Here is a 15,309-nt window from a genome sequence, read left to right on the forward strand (position 1 = left end):
GCATTACTTGAGCTCGACCTTGGCGCCAGCCTTCTCGAGCTGGGCCTTGATCTTGTCGGCTTCTTCCTTGTTGACGCCTTCCTTGACGGGCTTCGGAGCGCCTTCGACGAGGTCCTTGGCTTCCTTCAGGCCCAGGCCGGTGATGGCGCGGACTTCCTTGATGACTTCGATCTTCTTGTCGCCGGCCGAGGCCAGGACGACGGTGAAGTCGGTCTTCTCTTCAGCCGGAGCAGCGGCAGCGCCGCCAGCAGCCGGGCCGGCAACCGCGACGGCGGCAGCGGCGGACACGCCCCACTTTTCTTCGAGGAGCTTGGCGAGTTCGGCCGCTTCGAGCACGGTGAGGCTCGAGAGGTCGTCGACGATTTTCTGCAGATCAGCCATTGTTCAGTTCCTTAAACGTTTGGTTCGAACCAGGTTTGAGATTAGCGAAGGGGTCAGGCCGCTTCGCCCTTTGAGGCATGAGCCTGAATGACGCGTGCGAGCTTGGCCGCGGGCGCGTTGGAGAGCTGAGCAAGCTTGGTCGCCGGCGCCACGATGAGGCCAACGATCTTGCCGCGCAGTTCGTCGAGCGACGGCAGTGAGGCAAGCGCCTTCACGCTGTCGACATTCAGGACGGTTTTACCCATCGAGCCGCCGAGGATGACGAACTTCTCGTTCGCCTTGGCGAATTCGATGGCAACCTTTGGCGCCGCAACCGGATCGTTCGAGGTAGCGATCACGGTCGGCCCCTTCAGCAGGGAGCCGATGGCAGCGACGTCAGTGCCTTCAAGAGCAATTTTGGCGAGACGGTTCTTCGAGACCTTCACCGACGCACCCGCCTGCTTCATCTGCATGCGCAGCTTCTGCATCTGGGCCACGGTGAGGCCGGAATAATGAGCAACGATCGCAACCGACGTGGTCTTGAAGACCTCGTTAAGTTGTTCGACCGACTCTTTTTTTGCCGCTCGTTCCACAGCAAGCTCTTTCCGGTTGGCGGCCTTTCCGCAAAGGTCGGGACCGCCGGGTTGCACCCATCGTCCCGCCCTAAACCTGATCCGTTAGGGTACAAGACCCTTCGGACATGCCGGGCAAGACGACATCTAGAAGCCTGCCCTCCCAGAGCCTTGCGGCCATGGGCTGTCGAGGTTCGAACCAAACCAGCTTCCCAGCCGCGACGGGTCGCGACGTGGAGCGCAAAATCCGGTCTTCACCCGTCTATGCAGGCCATGCGATTAAGCCGTTGAAAACACGAAGTTCTCGCGGGCGCCTGCAGTCTTGGACAGGATCGAGGCGCTTCAGCATGCTGAAGGCCCCTGCTCCCATTCCGTTCAGAGGCGACGGGTCTCCTTCCTTTCGAGCATGCGGAAAGGAATGATCTCCTATCATCTCAGGTTTTCGGAATGCGAGCACGGACATGCCAGCAAGTGCCAGCACGCCCGGAAGGCGCTATGTAGCCGGTCCTGCCCGGCTTGCCAAGAGCAAATATTGGACCAAATTCATAGGGCGCCCGGGAACCGGTTCCGAGGCCCCAACCGCCAGCGCTCAGGTGCCGCCCACCTTATACGGCAGCGGCTTGCCGGCAAAGAACGCGTCGAGATTGGCGAGCACGCAGTCCTGCATCGCGACGTGCGATTCCAGGGTGTGGCCGCCGAGATGCGGCGACAGCACGACATTCGGCAGTGCCGTCAGCGCGCCGGGCGGATGCGGCTCCCTGGCGAACACGTCGAGGCCGGCGCCGGCGATCGTCCCGTCGGTCAGTGCCGCGACCAGCGCGGTCTCGTCGATGACGGACCCGCGCGAGATGTTGACGACAAAGCCGTCGCTGCCGAGCCGGCGCAGGATATCTGCGTTGACCGCATGCTCGGTCTCGGCGCCGGCGCGCACGGCGACCATCAATACGCTGCACCAATCGGCGAGCGCCTCCAGCGTCGGCAAGTAGTGATAGGGCACGTCGTGCTTCGAGCGGCTGAAATAGCCGACCTCGGTCTCGAACGCCGCGACGCGGGCGGCGATCTTACGGCCGATCTCCCCCATGCCGTAGACGCCGACGTTGCGGCCGCGCATGCCGGCCTGCGGCCGCATCATCGGCGAGGGCTTTGCCCCGGCCCAATCGCCGCTGCGGACATAATTGTCAGCCACCAAGAGCCGCCGCACCGACGCCAGCATCAAGGTGACCGCCGTGTCGGCGACGGAGGCCGCATTGGCACCCGGACTGTGGCCGACCACGATGCCACGGCGGGCGGCGGCGGCGAGGTCGACGCCATCATAGCCGGTGCCGTAGCAGACGATCGCGCCGAGCTTCGGCAGCATATCCATGGCCTCGCCTCGGAGGGACGTGCCACCCGCGGTGATCATGGCCCTGACGTCGGCGAGCTCGGCCGCCGGGAAAGCTTCGTCCAGCCGCTTGCCGGCTGCGTTCAACAGCTCATAGCGCTCGCCGAAGCGGATCAGTTGGGCCTTGGGAAAGCGCGAATAGACCAGGACCTTATCGGGCATTGTTCTTATTCCCTGCGAGAGGCTTCAGACATTGTCTTGACGCGCATCTTCACGTGAACCGGCAGCTGCTTCGCGCTTTGGCAAAAAACAAAGGGCGGAACCGGTTGCCCGATCCCGCCCCTCTTTATCTCGTCACGCTCGAAGGCCTCAGCCGAGGATGGTGCCTGGCTCGACCTTCACGCCCGGGCCCATGGTGGAGGACACCGCAACGCGCTGGATGTAGGTGCCCTTGGAACCCGCCGGCTTCGCCTTGGAGACCGCGTCGGCCAGCGCCTTGACGTTCTCGACCAGCTTGTCCTCGGAGAACGAGGCCTTGCCGATGCCGGCCTGCACGATGCCGGCCTTCTCGACGCGGAACTCGACCGAGCCGCCCTTGGCGCCCTTCACGGCGTTGGCGACGTCCATGGTCACGGTGCCGATCTTCGGGTTCGGCATCATGCCGCGCGGGCCGAGCACCTTACCGAGGCGGCCGACCAGCGGCATCATGTCGGGGGTGGCGATACAACGATCGAAATCGATCGCACCGCCCTGCACCTTCTCGACCAGGTCTTCGGCACCGACGACATCGGCTCCCGCGGCCTTGGCTTCCTCAGCCTTGGCGCCGCGCGCGAACACGCCGACGCGCAGCGTGCGGCCGGTGCCGTTCGGCAGGTTGACGACGCCGCGGACCATCTGGTCGGCGTGGCGCGGGTCGACGCCGAGATTGATCGCGATCTCGATCGTCTCGTCGAACTTCGACTTGGCACGCTCCTTGACCATCTTGATGGCATCCGCGAGCGGATAGAGCTTCTCGCGATCGACGCCCTCGCGGGCCTTCTTCAAACGCTTTCCGATTGCCATGGCCCGTTACCCCGCAACTTCCAGACCCATCGAGCGGGCAGAGCCCTCGACCATCTTCATGGCCGATTCGATGGTGTCGCAATTCAAGTCCTTCATCTTCTTCTCGGCGATCTCGCGCACCTGCGCCTTGGTCACCTGGCCGGCCTTGTCGCGGCCCGGCGCCTTCGATCCGGACTGGATCTTGGCAGCCTGCTTGAGGAAGTAGGACATCGGAGGGGTCTTCATCTCGAAGGTGAAGGACCGGTCCGCATAGATGGTGATGATCACCGGGATCGGGGTGTTCTTCTCTTCCTTCTGGGTCTGCGCGTTGAACGCCTTGCAGAACTCCATGATGTTCAGACCGCGCTGACCAAGCGCGGGACCGATCGGGGGCGAAGGATTCGCCGCACCGGCCGGGACCTGAAGCTTCAGGTATCCGGTCACTTTCTTTGCCATTTATCACTCCTGTTGTGCCGGACGGGGCCGGCGGTTTCAGGTTCCGTGGTTCGGTTGAAGGGGCCGGCGACCGCCTCCTCCCTCCCACGGCCTCTCACTTGACGCGGGGCATATACCCCACGCCGTCCGGTCAGACCACCTTTTCGACCTGACCGAATTCCAGTTCCACCGGGGTCGCGCGGCCGAAGATCGACACCGCGACCTTCACGCGCGAGCGCGCCTCGTCGATTTCTTCCACCACGCCCGAGAACGAGGCGAACGGGCCGTCGGCCACGCGCACATTCTCGCCGATTTCGAACGACACCGACGCCTTCGGACGCTCCACGCCCTCCTGCACCTGGTGCAGGATCCGCATCGCCTCGGATTCCGAGATCGGCATCGGCTTGTTTTCCGCGCCGAGGAAGCCGGTCACCTTCGGGGTGTTCTTGATCAGATGGAACGCCTCGTCGGTCAGCTTCATCTTCACCAGCACATAGCCCGGGAAGAACTTGCGCTCGGCGTCGATCTTGCGGCCGCGGCGCACCTCGGTGACCTTCTCGGTCGGCACCAGCACCTGCTCGAACAGCTCTTCCAGCCCGCGCTGCTTGGCCTGCTCGCGGATCGATTCCGCGACCTTCTTCTCGAAGTTCGAATAGGCGTGAACGATGTACCAGCGCTTGTCCATCAATTGAGTTCCCATGCTCATCAGTGGATGCCCAGTATCAGGGTGATGAGATAGCGGATGATCTGATCCGCGGCGAAGAAGAAGATCGAGGCCAGCGCCACCATCACGAACACCATGATGGTGGTGATGGTCGTCTCGCGGCGCGTCGGCCAGGTGACCTTGGCGGTCTCCGAGCGCACTTCCTGCAGGAATTTGAACGGGCTGAAAGCCATCGTGAGATCCGCGTCCGTCTCCGGACGATTGCAACGTTTCAAGGAATCCGAACAGCCGACCTTGCGGACCCAGCCCTCGTTTGAAGGTTGAGCCGATAAACGAGCTCGAATGTTCGGGGAATTAGGCCGCGCCGGATATCCGCCATCAAAGCGGGCCGGCTGCGAGTGCCGGGTATCTACTGCGGGATCGGCCAAACGTCAAGGTCGCCGGGGTCGCGCCCGGCCCGGCCGGCTTCCGCTCGGACGGAACGGGCCACCTGAAATCAAGGACTTAGCCAGGGGCGCGCGCGAAGCCCGCCCGGCCTAGGCCAAGACGGGCTTTGGCGGCAGCAGCAGCGAGACCCGCAATCCGCTCGGCTCTCCCGGATTCAGTTCGATGCGGCCCCCGTGGCGCTTGGCGATATCCTGTGCAATCGACAGCCCGAGCCCGAAGCCGCTGCTGTCCTGCCGTGCGCTGTCGGCCTTGAAGAAGGGCTCGAACACCTTGTCGCGCAGCGCCGGCGGAATGCCGGGTCCGTCGTCAACCACCTCGATCTCGATGTGGTCGGATGCCGTGGGCCGCAGCGCCACCATGACCGTGCTGCCGTGCTTGACCGCGTTCTCCACGATATTGGTGACGGCGCGCGACAGCGCGCGGGGCCGGCAGGCATAAGGCAAGCGCGCCGGCCCCGCATAAGATACCGCGTGGCCGGTATCGGCGAACTCCGAACAGATGGTCTGCAGGAAACTCGGCAGGTCGATGCACGAGACCGCCTCCGAGCGCGCATCCTCGCGGAGATACTCCAGCGTCTCATTGATCATGCGCGTCATCTTGGCGACATCGCCCAGCATCGCCGGGCGCAGGGCATCGTCGCCGACGCGCTCGGCGCGCAGCCTGAGTCGGGTCAACGGCGTCCGCAGGTCGTGACTGATTGCGGCCAGCATCCGGGTGCGGTCGTCGAGCAGCGCGCGGATCCGGGTGCGCATCTCGTTCAGGGCGTCGGCGACCAGGGCGATCTCGAGCGGACCACGCCGCCGCAGCACCTCGGGAGCCCGCGGCGAGCGGCCGAACGAGGTCGCGGCGCGCGCGACGTCCGCCAGCGGCGCGATCACCCAGCGCACCGCATAGATCGACAGCAGCAGCATGGAGATCAACACGATGATCGCCCCCGCGGCGACCGGGCGGACCAGAGTGGACCAGAGGCCGCCCTTGACCGCGACGTCGGCCATCAACGCGTTGCCGTCGTCGAGCCTCACGATCACCTGCGACGACGAGCCTACCGGATGGCGCAGGTCTTCCAGCAACTCAATTCCGGGTTCGGCCGCCAGTTGCCGAAACGCTCTCATGGAAAACGGCCGCGTCTCTGCGGCGGTTCGAGGCACGAGTTCGCTCAAGGCGACGCGCCGGACGTCGAGACCGCCGCGCCTGGCTGCGGCGAGCAGGTCATCCGCATCGGCCGGCGTCTTCGAGGACCGCACAAGCTGCGTGAGCTCCGCGACCCGGCCCGCAAGAAACTTCTGCGTGTCGGTGATCGAGGGAGAATCGAACAGAAAAATGACGGTCACCGCAGCGAGCGTGATGCCGACCAGTTCGGAGAGCGCGACGAGGCTCATGAGTTGCGCAGCGACGCTGCGCGGCATAAGCCGCTGCGCCCATCCCATCATATCTGCTCGACCGCCGGCGTGAACTGGTAGCCGCCGAGCCGCACCGTCTTGATCATCGAGCGGTCCTTCGGATCCGGTTCGATCTTCTGCCTGATGCGGCTGATATGAACGTCGATGCTGCGCTCGACCGATGCGATCAGGCCGCCGAAGGCCTGCTCGATCAGTTGCTCGCGTGACAGCACCCGTCCCGGGTTGCGGCAGAACGTCAGCAACAGGTCGAATTCGGCGCCGGTCAGCGTGATCCGGACGCCGGCGGGGTCATGCAGTTCGCGCGTGGTGGGATTGATGCGCCATCCGGCGAAGGTCATGGGACGCGGCCGGGAGCGCGACGCCGAGCCGCTCTCGACACGGCGTAGCAACGCACGGATGCGGGCCACCACCTCGCGCGAGTTGAAGGGCTTGGTGACATAGTCGTCGGCACCGAGCTCGAGGCCGAGGATGCGGTCGATGTCCTCGCTCCGCGCCGTCACCATGATGATCGGTATAGAGGACGAGGTGCGCAGGCGCCGGCAGATGCTCAATCCATCCTCACCCGGCAACATCACGTCGAGCAGGATGAGGTCAAAGCTCTGGCGCTTGAGCAGCCCGTCCATCTCCGCGCCGGAACCAACCAGCACCGGCTCGAAGCCGTTGTCCTCGAGCACCTCGGCCAGCATGCGCGCGATATCGCCGTCGTCCTCGACGCAGAGGATGCGTGCATTGGCGACGGGGAAGGTCACGAGATCGTCTTCCAGGATTTGCATCACGGGATTTTAGAGGCGTCTGCCGCGGCTGCGCAGCGCGCAAATATTGCGTTTTGTTAAGCGTGCGCGGCCAAATGTGGCCCAAATAGGTCGCGGGGTTTCGCGGCCTACATCTGACTTAATATCTCTTAATCCCGACCTCGGCGGCCCTGCTCTATCGTGCCTGCGATCGTTCGTGGGGTGAGCGATCGTTCGAGGGGTGATATGAAAGTGGAGTTTCCGCCGGGCGCTGCGGCTGGTGCGCAGAGCACGGGCCCGGCGCGACGCGATGGCCAGCCCGATCCATCGGTCTCACTTGCCGGTGCGGCGCTTGCGATGATCCTGTTGTCGGGCTGCGCCAGCGCACCGATGACACGGGGCGGATCATTGGCATCCTACGACAATCTTGCGCAGTCCGATGGTTTGCTGGCGAAATCGCTGGTTCGCGTCAACAAGGACGACGTGCTTGCCGCGAAGACCGTGCGGATCGTCCCGACGACGTTCGCGCAGTCAGCTTCGCCGACACTTTCGCCAGAGCAGCGGCACCTGGTCGCCAACGCGATCGACCGGACGCTCTGCGTCGGCCTCAGCGATCGGCTTCAGGTCGTTGGCCCCGATCAGCCCGCCGATCTGACCGCGCACGCGCTGGTCACGCAGGCGGCGCCCACGGACGAGGTCGCGGCGGGCGCCTCCAAGGTGGTGAGCTTCCTGCCGACCGCACTCGGCGCGGGCGTGCCGATACCGGTGCCGCGCTTGCCGGTCGGACTTGGCAGCCTGACGGTCGAGGCCGAAGTGCGCGACCGGGCCAGCCGCCAGCAGGCGGCGATGATCTGGGCCCGCGGCGCCAATTCATTCACCAACTCGCCGATGGTCTCCAGCGCCGGCGACGCCTACGATCTCGCCTCCTCATTCAGCGACGACTTCAGCAAACTCGTCGTCACCGGCGCGACGCCATTCGGCAAGGCGCCGGAGCTGCCGTCGTTCGACAAGCTCGGCGCCTCGCTCGGCGGCAAGCCGAAATACGCGGCCTGCGAGGCGTTCGGCCGCAATCCCGGCCTGGTCGGCATGGCAGCCGGGAAACTTGGCTTGCCGCCGGAATGGTCGGACAAGGCGCCCACGACGGCCGGCCAATAGCAAGGCGTTATCCCGCGAAGCTCTTCTGCACCGCCTGATCCAGCGTGGCACCGCCGACATAGCGCTGCCGCAGCTCGCGCTTCAGCAGCTTGCCGCTCGGATTCTTCGGCAGGCTCTCCACGAAGATGATCCGCTTCGGCACCTTGAAGTGGGCCATCGACGCCGCGCAGTGCGTGATGACGGCCTCGGCATCGAGGTTGTGGCCGGCCTTCACCACGACGATCGCGGTCACCGCCTCGATCCAGCGCGGATCGGGCAGCCCGACCACCGCGACTTCCGACACTCCAGGCAGCCGATAGATCGCCTCCTCGACCTCGCGGCTTGCGACATTCTCGCCGCCGCTCTTGATCATGTCCTTCACGCGATCGACGACCGTGATGTAGCCGCCGGCATCGACGGTTGCGAGATCGCCGGAATGAAACCAGCCGCCGGCGAACGCCGCCGCCGTCTTGGCCGGATCGTTGTAGTAGCCGGACAACAGATGCGGCGAACGGTGCACGATCTCGCCGACCTCCCCGACCGCAACGTCGGTCATGTCTGGCCTGACCACCCGCGTCTCGACATTGATCGCAGGCTTGCCGGCGGAGCCGGCCTTCGGCAGCTGGTCATCGGGCGACAGCACGGTCGCGAGCGGCGCGATCTCGGTCTGGCCGTAGAAATTCCAGAACTTCACCTCGGGCAGCCGGCGCTGCAATTCGAGCAGCACCTCGACAGGCATGATCGAGGCGCCGTAATAGCCCTTGCGCAGCGTCGACAGATCGGTGCGGTCGAAAGCGGGCGAGCGCAGCATCGCGATCCAGATCGTCGGCGGCGCGAAGAACGAGTTGATCTTGTGCGCCGCGATCAGCGCCAGGACATTGTCCGGCACCGGCTTGCCGGTAATGAGACTGGTGGCGCCGAGATAGATCGCGGGCCCCAGGAACACGTCGAGCTGCGCGCAATGATAGAGCGGCAGTGCGTGCAGCACGATGTCGTCGGTCGCCATGCCGCCGTCGATGATGCAACTGACATACTGCCACATCACGGCTTCATGGGTGAGGATCGCGCCCTTCGGCAGCGACTCGGTGCCGCTGGTGTAGATGATCTGCGCGGGATCGCGGCTGTCGACCGAGGCATCCGGCGCCGAGGCGTCGTCGTGCAAGAGGCTGTCGAAGGTCGTGATGCCTTCGGGTGCTGTGGCCGGATCCTCGCCCGGCAACCAGATCAGGGTCTCGACCGCCGAGCCCTTGGCGGCCGCAGCGTGCGCCGTCTCGACGAAATCGGGTCCGACCGCGAGCAGCTTGGCACCGGAATTGGCGAGGATGAAATTGATCTCGTCGGGATTGAGCATGAAGTTGATCGGAACCAGGATGGCGCCGATCCGCGCCACGGCGAAGCGCAGCGCGGCGAAGCCGTGCGAATTGCGCGACAGCACCGCGATGCGATCGCCCTTCGCGACGCCGAGCGCGAGCAAGCCGCGTCCCAGCCGGTTGCAGATCGCATCCATCTCCGCAAAGGTCCAGCTCACCTCGCCGCAGATCAGCGCGGTCTTGTCGGGATAGCGCTTGGCCGACCGGCGCAGCAGATCGCCGATACTGTGCTCGCGGGCGCGCTGGATGGTTGCTGCGATGTTGTCGCTCATTTGTCCCTCCCGAATGTGCTTTTTGTCGTTGTCTCGTTGTCGCCGCGCCGCCGCTACTGCCGCGCCGCGTAGGCGTGTTCCATGTAGGTGTGCTCGACCGAGCGATCGAGCGAGGCGATCTTCTCGAAGCCGCGCCGCCAGTCCTGCAAGTGCCGCCGCGTCCACAGCACGCCGGCCTCCCTGTCGCGCCGCCTGATCGCCTCGAGGATGTGCCGATGCGCCTCGACAAGGCGGGCGCCGCCCTCAGGCACGCCACCGACGATCATCTCGGTGGTCGGGAAGAACAGCTGCGCGGCCGGCTCGCGGGCGAGCTGCAACACGCGATTCTGCGAAGCCTTGGCCATCAGCACATGGAATTCCGCATCGAGCTCGGCGAGACCGGCGGGATTGCCGACCACATCCGCGCTGCGCGCGAGATTGCCGGCGAGCTCGGCGATGTTCTCGTCGGTCGCGCGCTCCACCGCGCCCTCGACGCTTGCGACCTCCAGCGTCATCGAGGTCTCGAACAACTCGCGGAACGTGACCTCGTGCAGGATCAGCGCGCGCGACAATCGCGTGGCGAGCTTGTTGTAGCGCGGCAGGCAGGCCTGCAATCGGCGGCTGGAATCGCGGCGGATCAGCCCGCCCTCCTCGAGCACGCGAATGCCTTCGCGCACCGTCGAGCGGTTGACGCCGAATTGTTCGACCAGCTGCTGCTCGGTGCCGATCGGCTCGCCCGGCTTGATCCGGCCGTTGATGATCTCGCGTTCGATCGCGTCGGCGACCTTTTGATAGGCCGGCGCGACATCGATCCGGCGGAACAGCGGCGTGGCGGCCACTTTGGGCTCCCGATTGTCGTTTGTCGGACAAAGTGTAGGCGGAGGCTGTTCGAGCGTCAAATGGGTCATTTTCGGCCGGACTGTCGCACCACGCTGGTCAGAATTGACACCGGAACCGGGCAAACCTAGCTTTGTCGGACAAACAGATAAGAACATCCGGGGAGGGCCATCGTCATGAGATCCATCGCAACGAGTCTGTCCGCGGCCGGGCTGCTTGCCGCCATGCTGGCGGGGCCCGCGCTCGCGCAGCAACCGTCGCTCAAGATCGGCGTGCTGACCGATTTCCAGTCGGTCTATTCCGACATCGGCGGCGCCGGGAACGTCGAGGCCACCAAGATGGCGATCGAGGAGTTCGGCGGCTCGATGTTCGGCAAGCCGATCGAGCTCGTCACCGCCGATCCCCTCAACAAGGCCGACGTCGCCGCCACCATCACCCGCAAATGGTATGAGGCCGAGGGCGTCGACATGATCATCGACATGCCGACCTCGGCGACCGCGCTCGCCGGCATGGAGATGTCGAAGCAGTTCGAGAAGATCATGATCGTGACGGATGCGGCGAGCTCCGACATCACGGGCAAATCGTGCTCGCCCTACACGCTGCACTGGACTTACGACACCTACGCCAACGCCCACACCGTCGGCAGCGCGATCGTGAAGAACGGCGGCGACACCTGGTTCTTCATCACCGCCGACTATCTGTTCGGCCACTCGATCGAGCGCGACACCGGCGACGTGGTCCGTGCCGCCGGCGGCAAGGTGGTCGGCAGCGCGCGGCATCCGCTCAACACGCCGGATTTTTCGTCTTTCCTGCTGCAGGCACAGGCGTCGAAGGCCAAGATCATCGGCCTCGCCAATGGCGGCGGCGATACCATCAACGCGATCAAGCAGGCCGCCGAATTCGGCGTCGTCGCCGGCGGGCAGAATCTCGCCGGCGTCGTGATGTTCATCTCCGACATCCACAGCCTCGGGCTGAAGCTCGCGCAGGGCCTGATCATCACCGAGGCCTACTACTGGGACCTCAACGACCGCACCCGCGCCTTCGGCAAGCGCTTCTTCGAGCGCATGAAGCGGATGCCGACCATGAACCAGGCCGCGACCTACAGCGCCACCCTGCACTACCTCAATGCGGTGAAGGCCGCCGGCACCAGGGAGACCAAGCCGGTCTTGGCCAAGATGCGCGCGACCCCGGTGCGCGACGCCTTCACCGACAACGGCGTGGTGCGCGAGGATGGCCGCATGGTGCACTCGATGTTCCTGTTCGAGGTCAAGAAGCCCGAGGAATCGAAGGCGCCGTGGGATTACTACAAGGTGCTCGCCGAGGTGCCCGGCGACCAGGCGTTCCGGCCGCTCAAGGACGGCGGCTGCCCGCTGATCAAATAGCTGATAACGATCATGGCCGGGGTCCAAGACCTCGGCCAAGACATTCAAATTATTAGCTAAAAGCTGGCAGGAGTGGCAGGGCTCGAACCTGCGACCCCCGGTTTTGGAGACCGGTGCTCTACCAATTGAGCTACACTCCTGCAGGGAACCGGCGTCGCCGCCGGTTCGCGCCGTTTCAAGCACAGGGCATGGCCGGTTTGCAAGGGCGAAGCGGTGAAGCTTCTGTTCATTGCAAAACTTCTGCGCCAAAGTTCGGCGATCACCCCGCGTCGGCGCCACGCCGCAAGAATCAAGAACCAGGGAGAGACCATGAACGTCCAGACCGCCACCAAGCACGCCGCCAGCCCAACCACCCCGTCCCTTCCCCTCGCCAAGCCCGACTCGATCGGGCTGTCGAGCACGCGGCTGCAGGCGATGTCCGACACCTTCAAGCGCGAGGTCGACAAGGGAACCGCGCCCGGCTTCACCGTGCTGGTGGCCCGCCGCGGCCAGATCGGCTGGTTCGAGGCCATCGGCCGGCAAAGCCCGACCGCCGCGGCACCGATGACCCATGACTCGATCTTCCGCATCTTCTCGATGACCAAGCCGATCGTCTCGGTCGGCATCATGCAGCTCTTGGAGGACGGCCACTTCCTGCTCGACGATCCCGTCGCAAAGTTCATTCCGGAGTTCGCCGAGACCAAGGTCGGCGTCGAGCATAACGGCAAGCTCGAGCTCGTTCCCGTGCAGCGGCAGATGACGATCCAGGACCTGCTGCGCCACACCTCGGGTTTGACCTATGACCACACCGGCAGCGGCCCGGTGCAGGAGCTCTACAAGCAGTCGCGGCTGCGCAGCCGCAAGATCACCAATGCCGAGCACGCCACCATGCTCGCCGCCATGCCGCTGGTCTGCCAGCCTGGCGCCGAGTGGAACTACAGCCGCTCCACCGACATCCTCGGCCGCATCATCGAGGTCGTCAGCGGGAAGACGCTCGGCGCGTTCCTGACTGAGCGCATCCTCGCGCCGCTGCAAATGAACGAGACCGCCTTCCACACCGCCGAAGCCAATGCCGGCCGGCTCGCCGAGGCGTTTGCCAACGATCCCTGGACCAACGAGAAGGTGCAGCTGTTCAACATGCTGGAGAAGCCGGCGATGGAATCCGGCGGCGGCGGGCTGGTGTCGACCACGATGGACTATGCCCGCTTCGCGCAGATGCTGCTCAACGGCGGCACACTCGACGGCACCAGGATCATCGGCCGCAAGACGCTTGCCTTCATGGCCTCCGATCACCTTGGCGCCGGCGTCAAGGTCCAGGGCACCTTGGTGTCGCCCGGCCACAGCTTCGGTCTCGGATTCGCAGTGCGCACCCAGCAGGGCATCGCGCCGTTCTCCGGCTCGGTCGGCCAATATTTCTGGAGCGGCATGGCCGGCACGTTCTTCTGGATCGATCCGAGCGAAGACCTGATCGCGGTCTTCATGATGCAAGGCCCCGGCCAGCGCGAATACACCCGCTCGCTGGTGCGGAACGGGGTGTACGCCGCGGTGGAGTGAGGCGGATACGCCTCGCTCCACGTCCAACATTGTCATGCCCCGCGGATGCGGGGCATCCAGTACGCCGCGGCAGTCGTGATGAACCGAGAGGCCTCGGCGTACTGGATCACCCGCTTTCGCGGGTGATGACGAGTTGAAGGTATGGCGCGCTTTGCGCACCAACACGCGTCAGCTGATCGTCGCGCCACCGTCGATCACGACGGTCTGGCCGGTCATGAAGTCGCCGGCGCGCGAGCCCATGAGCACCGCGGCGCCGGCGATCTCGTCCGGCACGCCGATCCGCAGCAGCGGCGAGCGTGCGGTCGAGGCCTTCAGATTGTCGGGATTGTCCCACAGCGCCTTGGCGAAATCGGTCTTGATCAGGCCGGGCGCGATGCAGTTCACGCGGATGTTGTGCTTGCCGTATTCGCACGCGAGGTTGCGCGCGAGCTGCATGTCGGCGGCCTTGGAGATCGCGTAGGCGCCGAGGATGGTCGAGCCCTTCAATCCACCGATCGAGGAGACAATGATGATGGAGCCGTCCTTGCGCTCGATCATCTGCGGCACCACCATCGAAATCAGCCAGTTGTTGGCGACGATGTTGTTGTCGAGGATTTTCCGGAACTGATCGTCGGAAATGCCGGCGAGCGGGCCATAGTAGGGATTGGATGCCGCGTTGCAGACCAGCACGTCGATCTTGCCGAAGGCGCGGTTGCTCTCATCGACCAGGTTCTGCAGATTTTCCTTCGACGAGATGTTGGCCGCGATCGCAACCGCGGTGCCCTTGCCGTAAGTGTCGTTGATCTCGCTCGCGACCTGCTCGCAGACGTCGGCCTTGCGCGAGGAGATCACCACCTTGGCGCCGTGCTCGGCCATCCGCTCGGCGATCGCACGTCCGATGCCGCGCGTCGAGCCGGTGATGACGGCGACTTTTCCCTTCATGTCGAACAAGGTCATGGTTTTCTCCCTGATGTAAGGTGTTTGAATTCTATTTTGAGCTTAAGCAGCGTTGTCGTGTTGCGATAGCGTCATCACGCGAGCTTGCCCGCCGGCCGCACCTCGGGCCCGGACGGCTGATGCATCGCGGCGTGGCGGGGATCGGCGATCCAGGGCTGCTGGTTGACCATCGGCAGCCGCCAGGTCGACACGTTGGGCGCCGCGATGTGATCGAGCCGCGTCACCGAGACATTGTCGATGTCGAACGACAGGCCACGGTCCGGCTGGCCGCCCAGCGCAAGACCGACCGCGGCCCGGATCACGCCGCCATGGCCGACCGCGATGATGTCCTTGCCGGCCTCCGCAGCGGTGATCCGCACGATGGTGCGGCAGACGCGGGTGTAGAGATCCATGAAACTCTCGCCGCCGGGGGCCGGCTCGTTGACGTCGGCGAACCAGAGATTGCCCGGCGGACGACTGGCGAGGAAGGCGGCGCGGTTCATGCCCTGCCAGCGTCCGAGATGCAGCTCGGCGAAGTCGCGCTCCTGCGTCATGCTGCCGGGCTTCGGATAACCGGCGGCCCAGATCGCATCAGCGGTCTTGTGCGTGCGCTTCAGATTGCTCGAATACCACACGGCATTGCGCGGCAGCATCTTTGCGACCGCCTCGAACACTTCGACGTCACCGGTGTCGCAGTCGATATCCTCCTGCCCGTAGATGTTGCCGCCGTCGCTGCGCACCGGCGCGTGACGAACCCACCACCACCGCGTCACCGTCACGTCAGGCTTCTCTGGATTGGACATCGGATGAGCCCTTCAATAGTGTCCCGTCACGCTGTACGTCACGCCGCACCTCGTCTCAAGTGCATCGGACGTTTGAAATTTTGTTTGAATTCCGTCGCGCGGCAGACGCACGG

General features: G+C 64.8%; 16 protein-coding genes and 1 tRNA gene. 3 read left to right on the forward strand and 14 right to left on the reverse strand.

What is annotated here, in order from left to right:
* Positions 1-3 precede the first annotated feature (3 nt).
* From rplL to ACVMB0_RS30140, 9 genes are all read right to left on the reverse strand, one after another.
* On the reverse strand, positions 4-381 hold the full coding sequence (rplL, locus tag ACVMB0_RS30100; RefSeq protein ID WP_456754189.1) for a 50S ribosomal protein L7/L12: 378 nt from the start codon (positions 379-381) through the stop codon (positions 4-6).
* 53 nt (positions 382-434) lie between these two features.
* Positions 435-953, reverse strand: coding sequence for a 50S ribosomal protein L10 (gene rplJ / locus ACVMB0_RS30105; RefSeq protein WP_146991572.1), 519 nt, complete (start codon positions 951-953; stop codon positions 435-437).
* Positions 954-1,521: 568 nt separating this feature from the next.
* Positions 1,522-2,475: a 2-hydroxyacid dehydrogenase gene (locus ACVMB0_RS30110; protein WP_461348545.1), complete on the reverse strand. Its 954-nt coding sequence runs from the start codon at positions 2,473-2,475 to the stop codon at positions 1,522-1,524.
* A gap of 147 nt (positions 2,476-2,622) precedes the next feature.
* The gene (gene rplA / locus ACVMB0_RS30115; RefSeq protein WP_456754187.1) at positions 2,623-3,315 is read right to left on the reverse strand and encodes a 50S ribosomal protein L1; all 693 of its coding nucleotides are present in this window, start codon (positions 3,313-3,315) and stop codon (positions 2,623-2,625) included.
* 6 nt (positions 3,316-3,321) lie between these two features.
* Positions 3,322-3,750, reverse strand: a complete 429-nt coding sequence (rplK, locus tag ACVMB0_RS30120) for a 50S ribosomal protein L11 (protein WP_016840552.1) — start codon at positions 3,748-3,750, stop codon at positions 3,322-3,324.
* A 130-nt stretch (positions 3,751-3,880) separates the two neighbouring features.
* A complete protein-coding gene (nusG, locus tag ACVMB0_RS30125; protein WP_044538613.1) occupies positions 3,881-4,414 on the reverse strand; it encodes a transcription termination/antitermination protein NusG in 534 nt (177 codons plus the stop codon).
* A gap of 20 nt (positions 4,415-4,434) precedes the next feature.
* Positions 4,435-4,626 (reverse strand): preprotein translocase subunit SecE, encoded by a 192-nt coding sequence (secE, locus tag ACVMB0_RS30130; protein WP_016840554.1) that lies wholly within the window; start codon positions 4,624-4,626, stop codon positions 4,435-4,437.
* A 303-nt stretch (positions 4,627-4,929) separates the two neighbouring features.
* Positions 4,930-6,246, reverse strand: a complete 1,317-nt coding sequence (locus ACVMB0_RS30135) for an ATP-binding protein (protein WP_461348546.1) — start codon at positions 6,244-6,246, stop codon at positions 4,930-4,932.
* A gap of 20 nt (positions 6,247-6,266) precedes the next feature.
* Positions 6,267-7,013, reverse strand: a complete 747-nt coding sequence (locus ACVMB0_RS30140; RefSeq protein WP_461348547.1) for a response regulator — start codon at positions 7,011-7,013, stop codon at positions 6,267-6,269.
* Positions 7,014-7,217: 204 nt separating this feature from the next.
* Here ACVMB0_RS30140 and ACVMB0_RS30145 point away from each other — a divergent pair, with 204 nt between their 5' ends.
* Positions 7,218-8,126, forward strand: coding sequence for a DUF3313 domain-containing protein (locus ACVMB0_RS30145; protein ID WP_461348548.1), 909 nt, complete (start codon positions 7,218-7,220; stop codon positions 8,124-8,126).
* Between the two features lie 7 nt (positions 8,127-8,133).
* Here the strand turns inward: ACVMB0_RS30145 and ACVMB0_RS30150 are convergent, their stop codons facing one another.
* Together ACVMB0_RS30150 and ACVMB0_RS30155 are read right to left on the reverse strand one after the other, a co-directional pair.
* On the reverse strand, positions 8,134-9,747 hold the full coding sequence (locus tag ACVMB0_RS30150; protein ID WP_461348549.1) for an acyl-CoA synthetase: 1,614 nt from the start codon (positions 9,745-9,747) through the stop codon (positions 8,134-8,136).
* Positions 9,748-9,800: 53 nt separating this feature from the next.
* Complete coding sequence (locus tag ACVMB0_RS30155; protein WP_461348550.1) at positions 9,801-10,565, reverse strand: FadR/GntR family transcriptional regulator; 765 nt, start codon at positions 10,563-10,565, stop codon at positions 9,801-9,803.
* Between the two features lie 174 nt (positions 10,566-10,739).
* Between ACVMB0_RS30155 and ACVMB0_RS30160 the strand changes: the two genes are divergently transcribed.
* Positions 10,740-11,945: an ABC transporter substrate-binding protein gene (locus ACVMB0_RS30160; protein WP_461348551.1), complete on the forward strand. Its 1,206-nt coding sequence runs from the start codon at positions 10,740-10,742 to the stop codon at positions 11,943-11,945.
* A gap of 64 nt (positions 11,946-12,009) precedes the next feature.
* Here ACVMB0_RS30160 and ACVMB0_RS30165 read toward each other — a convergent pair.
* Positions 12,010-12,085 (reverse strand) — tRNA-Trp (locus ACVMB0_RS30165).
* Positions 12,086-12,254: 169 nt separating this feature from the next.
* Here ACVMB0_RS30165 and ACVMB0_RS30170 point away from each other — a divergent pair.
* Positions 12,255-13,478: a serine hydrolase domain-containing protein gene (locus tag ACVMB0_RS30170; protein WP_456754180.1), complete on the forward strand. Its 1,224-nt coding sequence runs from the start codon at positions 12,255-12,257 to the stop codon at positions 13,476-13,478.
* Between the two features lie 168 nt (positions 13,479-13,646).
* Here the strand turns inward: ACVMB0_RS30170 and ACVMB0_RS30175 are convergent, their stop codons facing one another.
* Both ACVMB0_RS30175 and ACVMB0_RS30180 read right to left on the reverse strand, forming a co-directional pair.
* Complete coding sequence (locus tag ACVMB0_RS30175) at positions 13,647-14,414, reverse strand: SDR family NAD(P)-dependent oxidoreductase (protein WP_456754179.1); 768 nt, start codon at positions 14,412-14,414, stop codon at positions 13,647-13,649.
* 74 nt (positions 14,415-14,488) lie between these two features.
* Positions 14,489-15,196: a histidine phosphatase family protein gene (locus ACVMB0_RS30180; protein ID WP_456754178.1), complete on the reverse strand. Its 708-nt coding sequence runs from the start codon at positions 15,194-15,196 to the stop codon at positions 14,489-14,491.
* Between the last annotated feature and the right edge of the window lie 113 nt (positions 15,197-15,309).

This window comes from Bradyrhizobium sp. USDA 4451 (assembly GCF_054822585.1).

What these genes read in the sequence shown, in the direction of transcription:
- ACVMB0_RS30175 (WP_456754179.1), bottom strand. Translation starts at nt 14,414, where the DNA reads ATGACCTTGTTCGACATGAAGGGAAAAGTCGCCGTCATCACCGGCTCG.
- ACVMB0_RS30150 (WP_461348549.1), bottom strand. Translation starts at nt 9,747, where the DNA reads ATGAGCGACAACATCGCAGCAACCATCCAGCGCGCCCGCGAGCACAGT.
- ACVMB0_RS30180 (WP_456754178.1), bottom strand. Translation starts at nt 15,196, where the DNA reads ATGTCCAATCCAGAGAAGCCTGACGTGACGGTGACGCGGTGGTGGTGG.
- ACVMB0_RS30135 (WP_461348546.1), bottom strand. Translation starts at nt 6,246, where the DNA reads ATGCCGCGCAGCGTCGCTGCGCAACTCATGAGCCTCGTCGCGCTCTCC.
- rplL (WP_456754189.1), bottom strand. Translation starts at nt 381, where the DNA reads ATGGCTGATCTGCAGAAAATCGTCGACGACCTCTCGAGCCTCACCGTG.
- ACVMB0_RS30145 (WP_461348548.1), top strand. Translation starts at nt 7,218, where the DNA reads ATGAAAGTGGAGTTTCCGCCGGGCGCTGCGGCTGGTGCGCAGAGCACG.
- nusG (WP_044538613.1), bottom strand. Translation starts at nt 4,414, where the DNA reads ATGGACAAGCGCTGGTACATCGTTCACGCCTATTCGAACTTCGAGAAG.
- ACVMB0_RS30140 (WP_461348547.1), bottom strand. Translation starts at nt 7,013, where the DNA reads ATGCAAATCCTGGAAGACGATCTCGTGACCTTCCCCGTCGCCAATGCA.
- rplA (WP_456754187.1), bottom strand. Translation starts at nt 3,315, where the DNA reads ATGGCAATCGGAAAGCGTTTGAAGAAGGCCCGCGAGGGCGTCGATCGC.
- ACVMB0_RS30160 (WP_461348551.1), top strand. Translation starts at nt 10,740, where the DNA reads ATGAGATCCATCGCAACGAGTCTGTCCGCGGCCGGGCTGCTTGCCGCC.
- secE (WP_016840554.1), bottom strand. Translation starts at nt 4,626, where the DNA reads ATGGCTTTCAGCCCGTTCAAATTCCTGCAGGAAGTGCGCTCGGAGACC.
- ACVMB0_RS30170 (WP_456754180.1), top strand. Translation starts at nt 12,255, where the DNA reads ATGAACGTCCAGACCGCCACCAAGCACGCCGCCAGCCCAACCACCCCG.
- rplK (WP_016840552.1), bottom strand. Translation starts at nt 3,750, where the DNA reads ATGGCAAAGAAAGTGACCGGATACCTGAAGCTTCAGGTCCCGGCCGGT.
- ACVMB0_RS30110 (WP_461348545.1), bottom strand. Translation starts at nt 2,475, where the DNA reads ATGCCCGATAAGGTCCTGGTCTATTCGCGCTTTCCCAAGGCCCAACTG.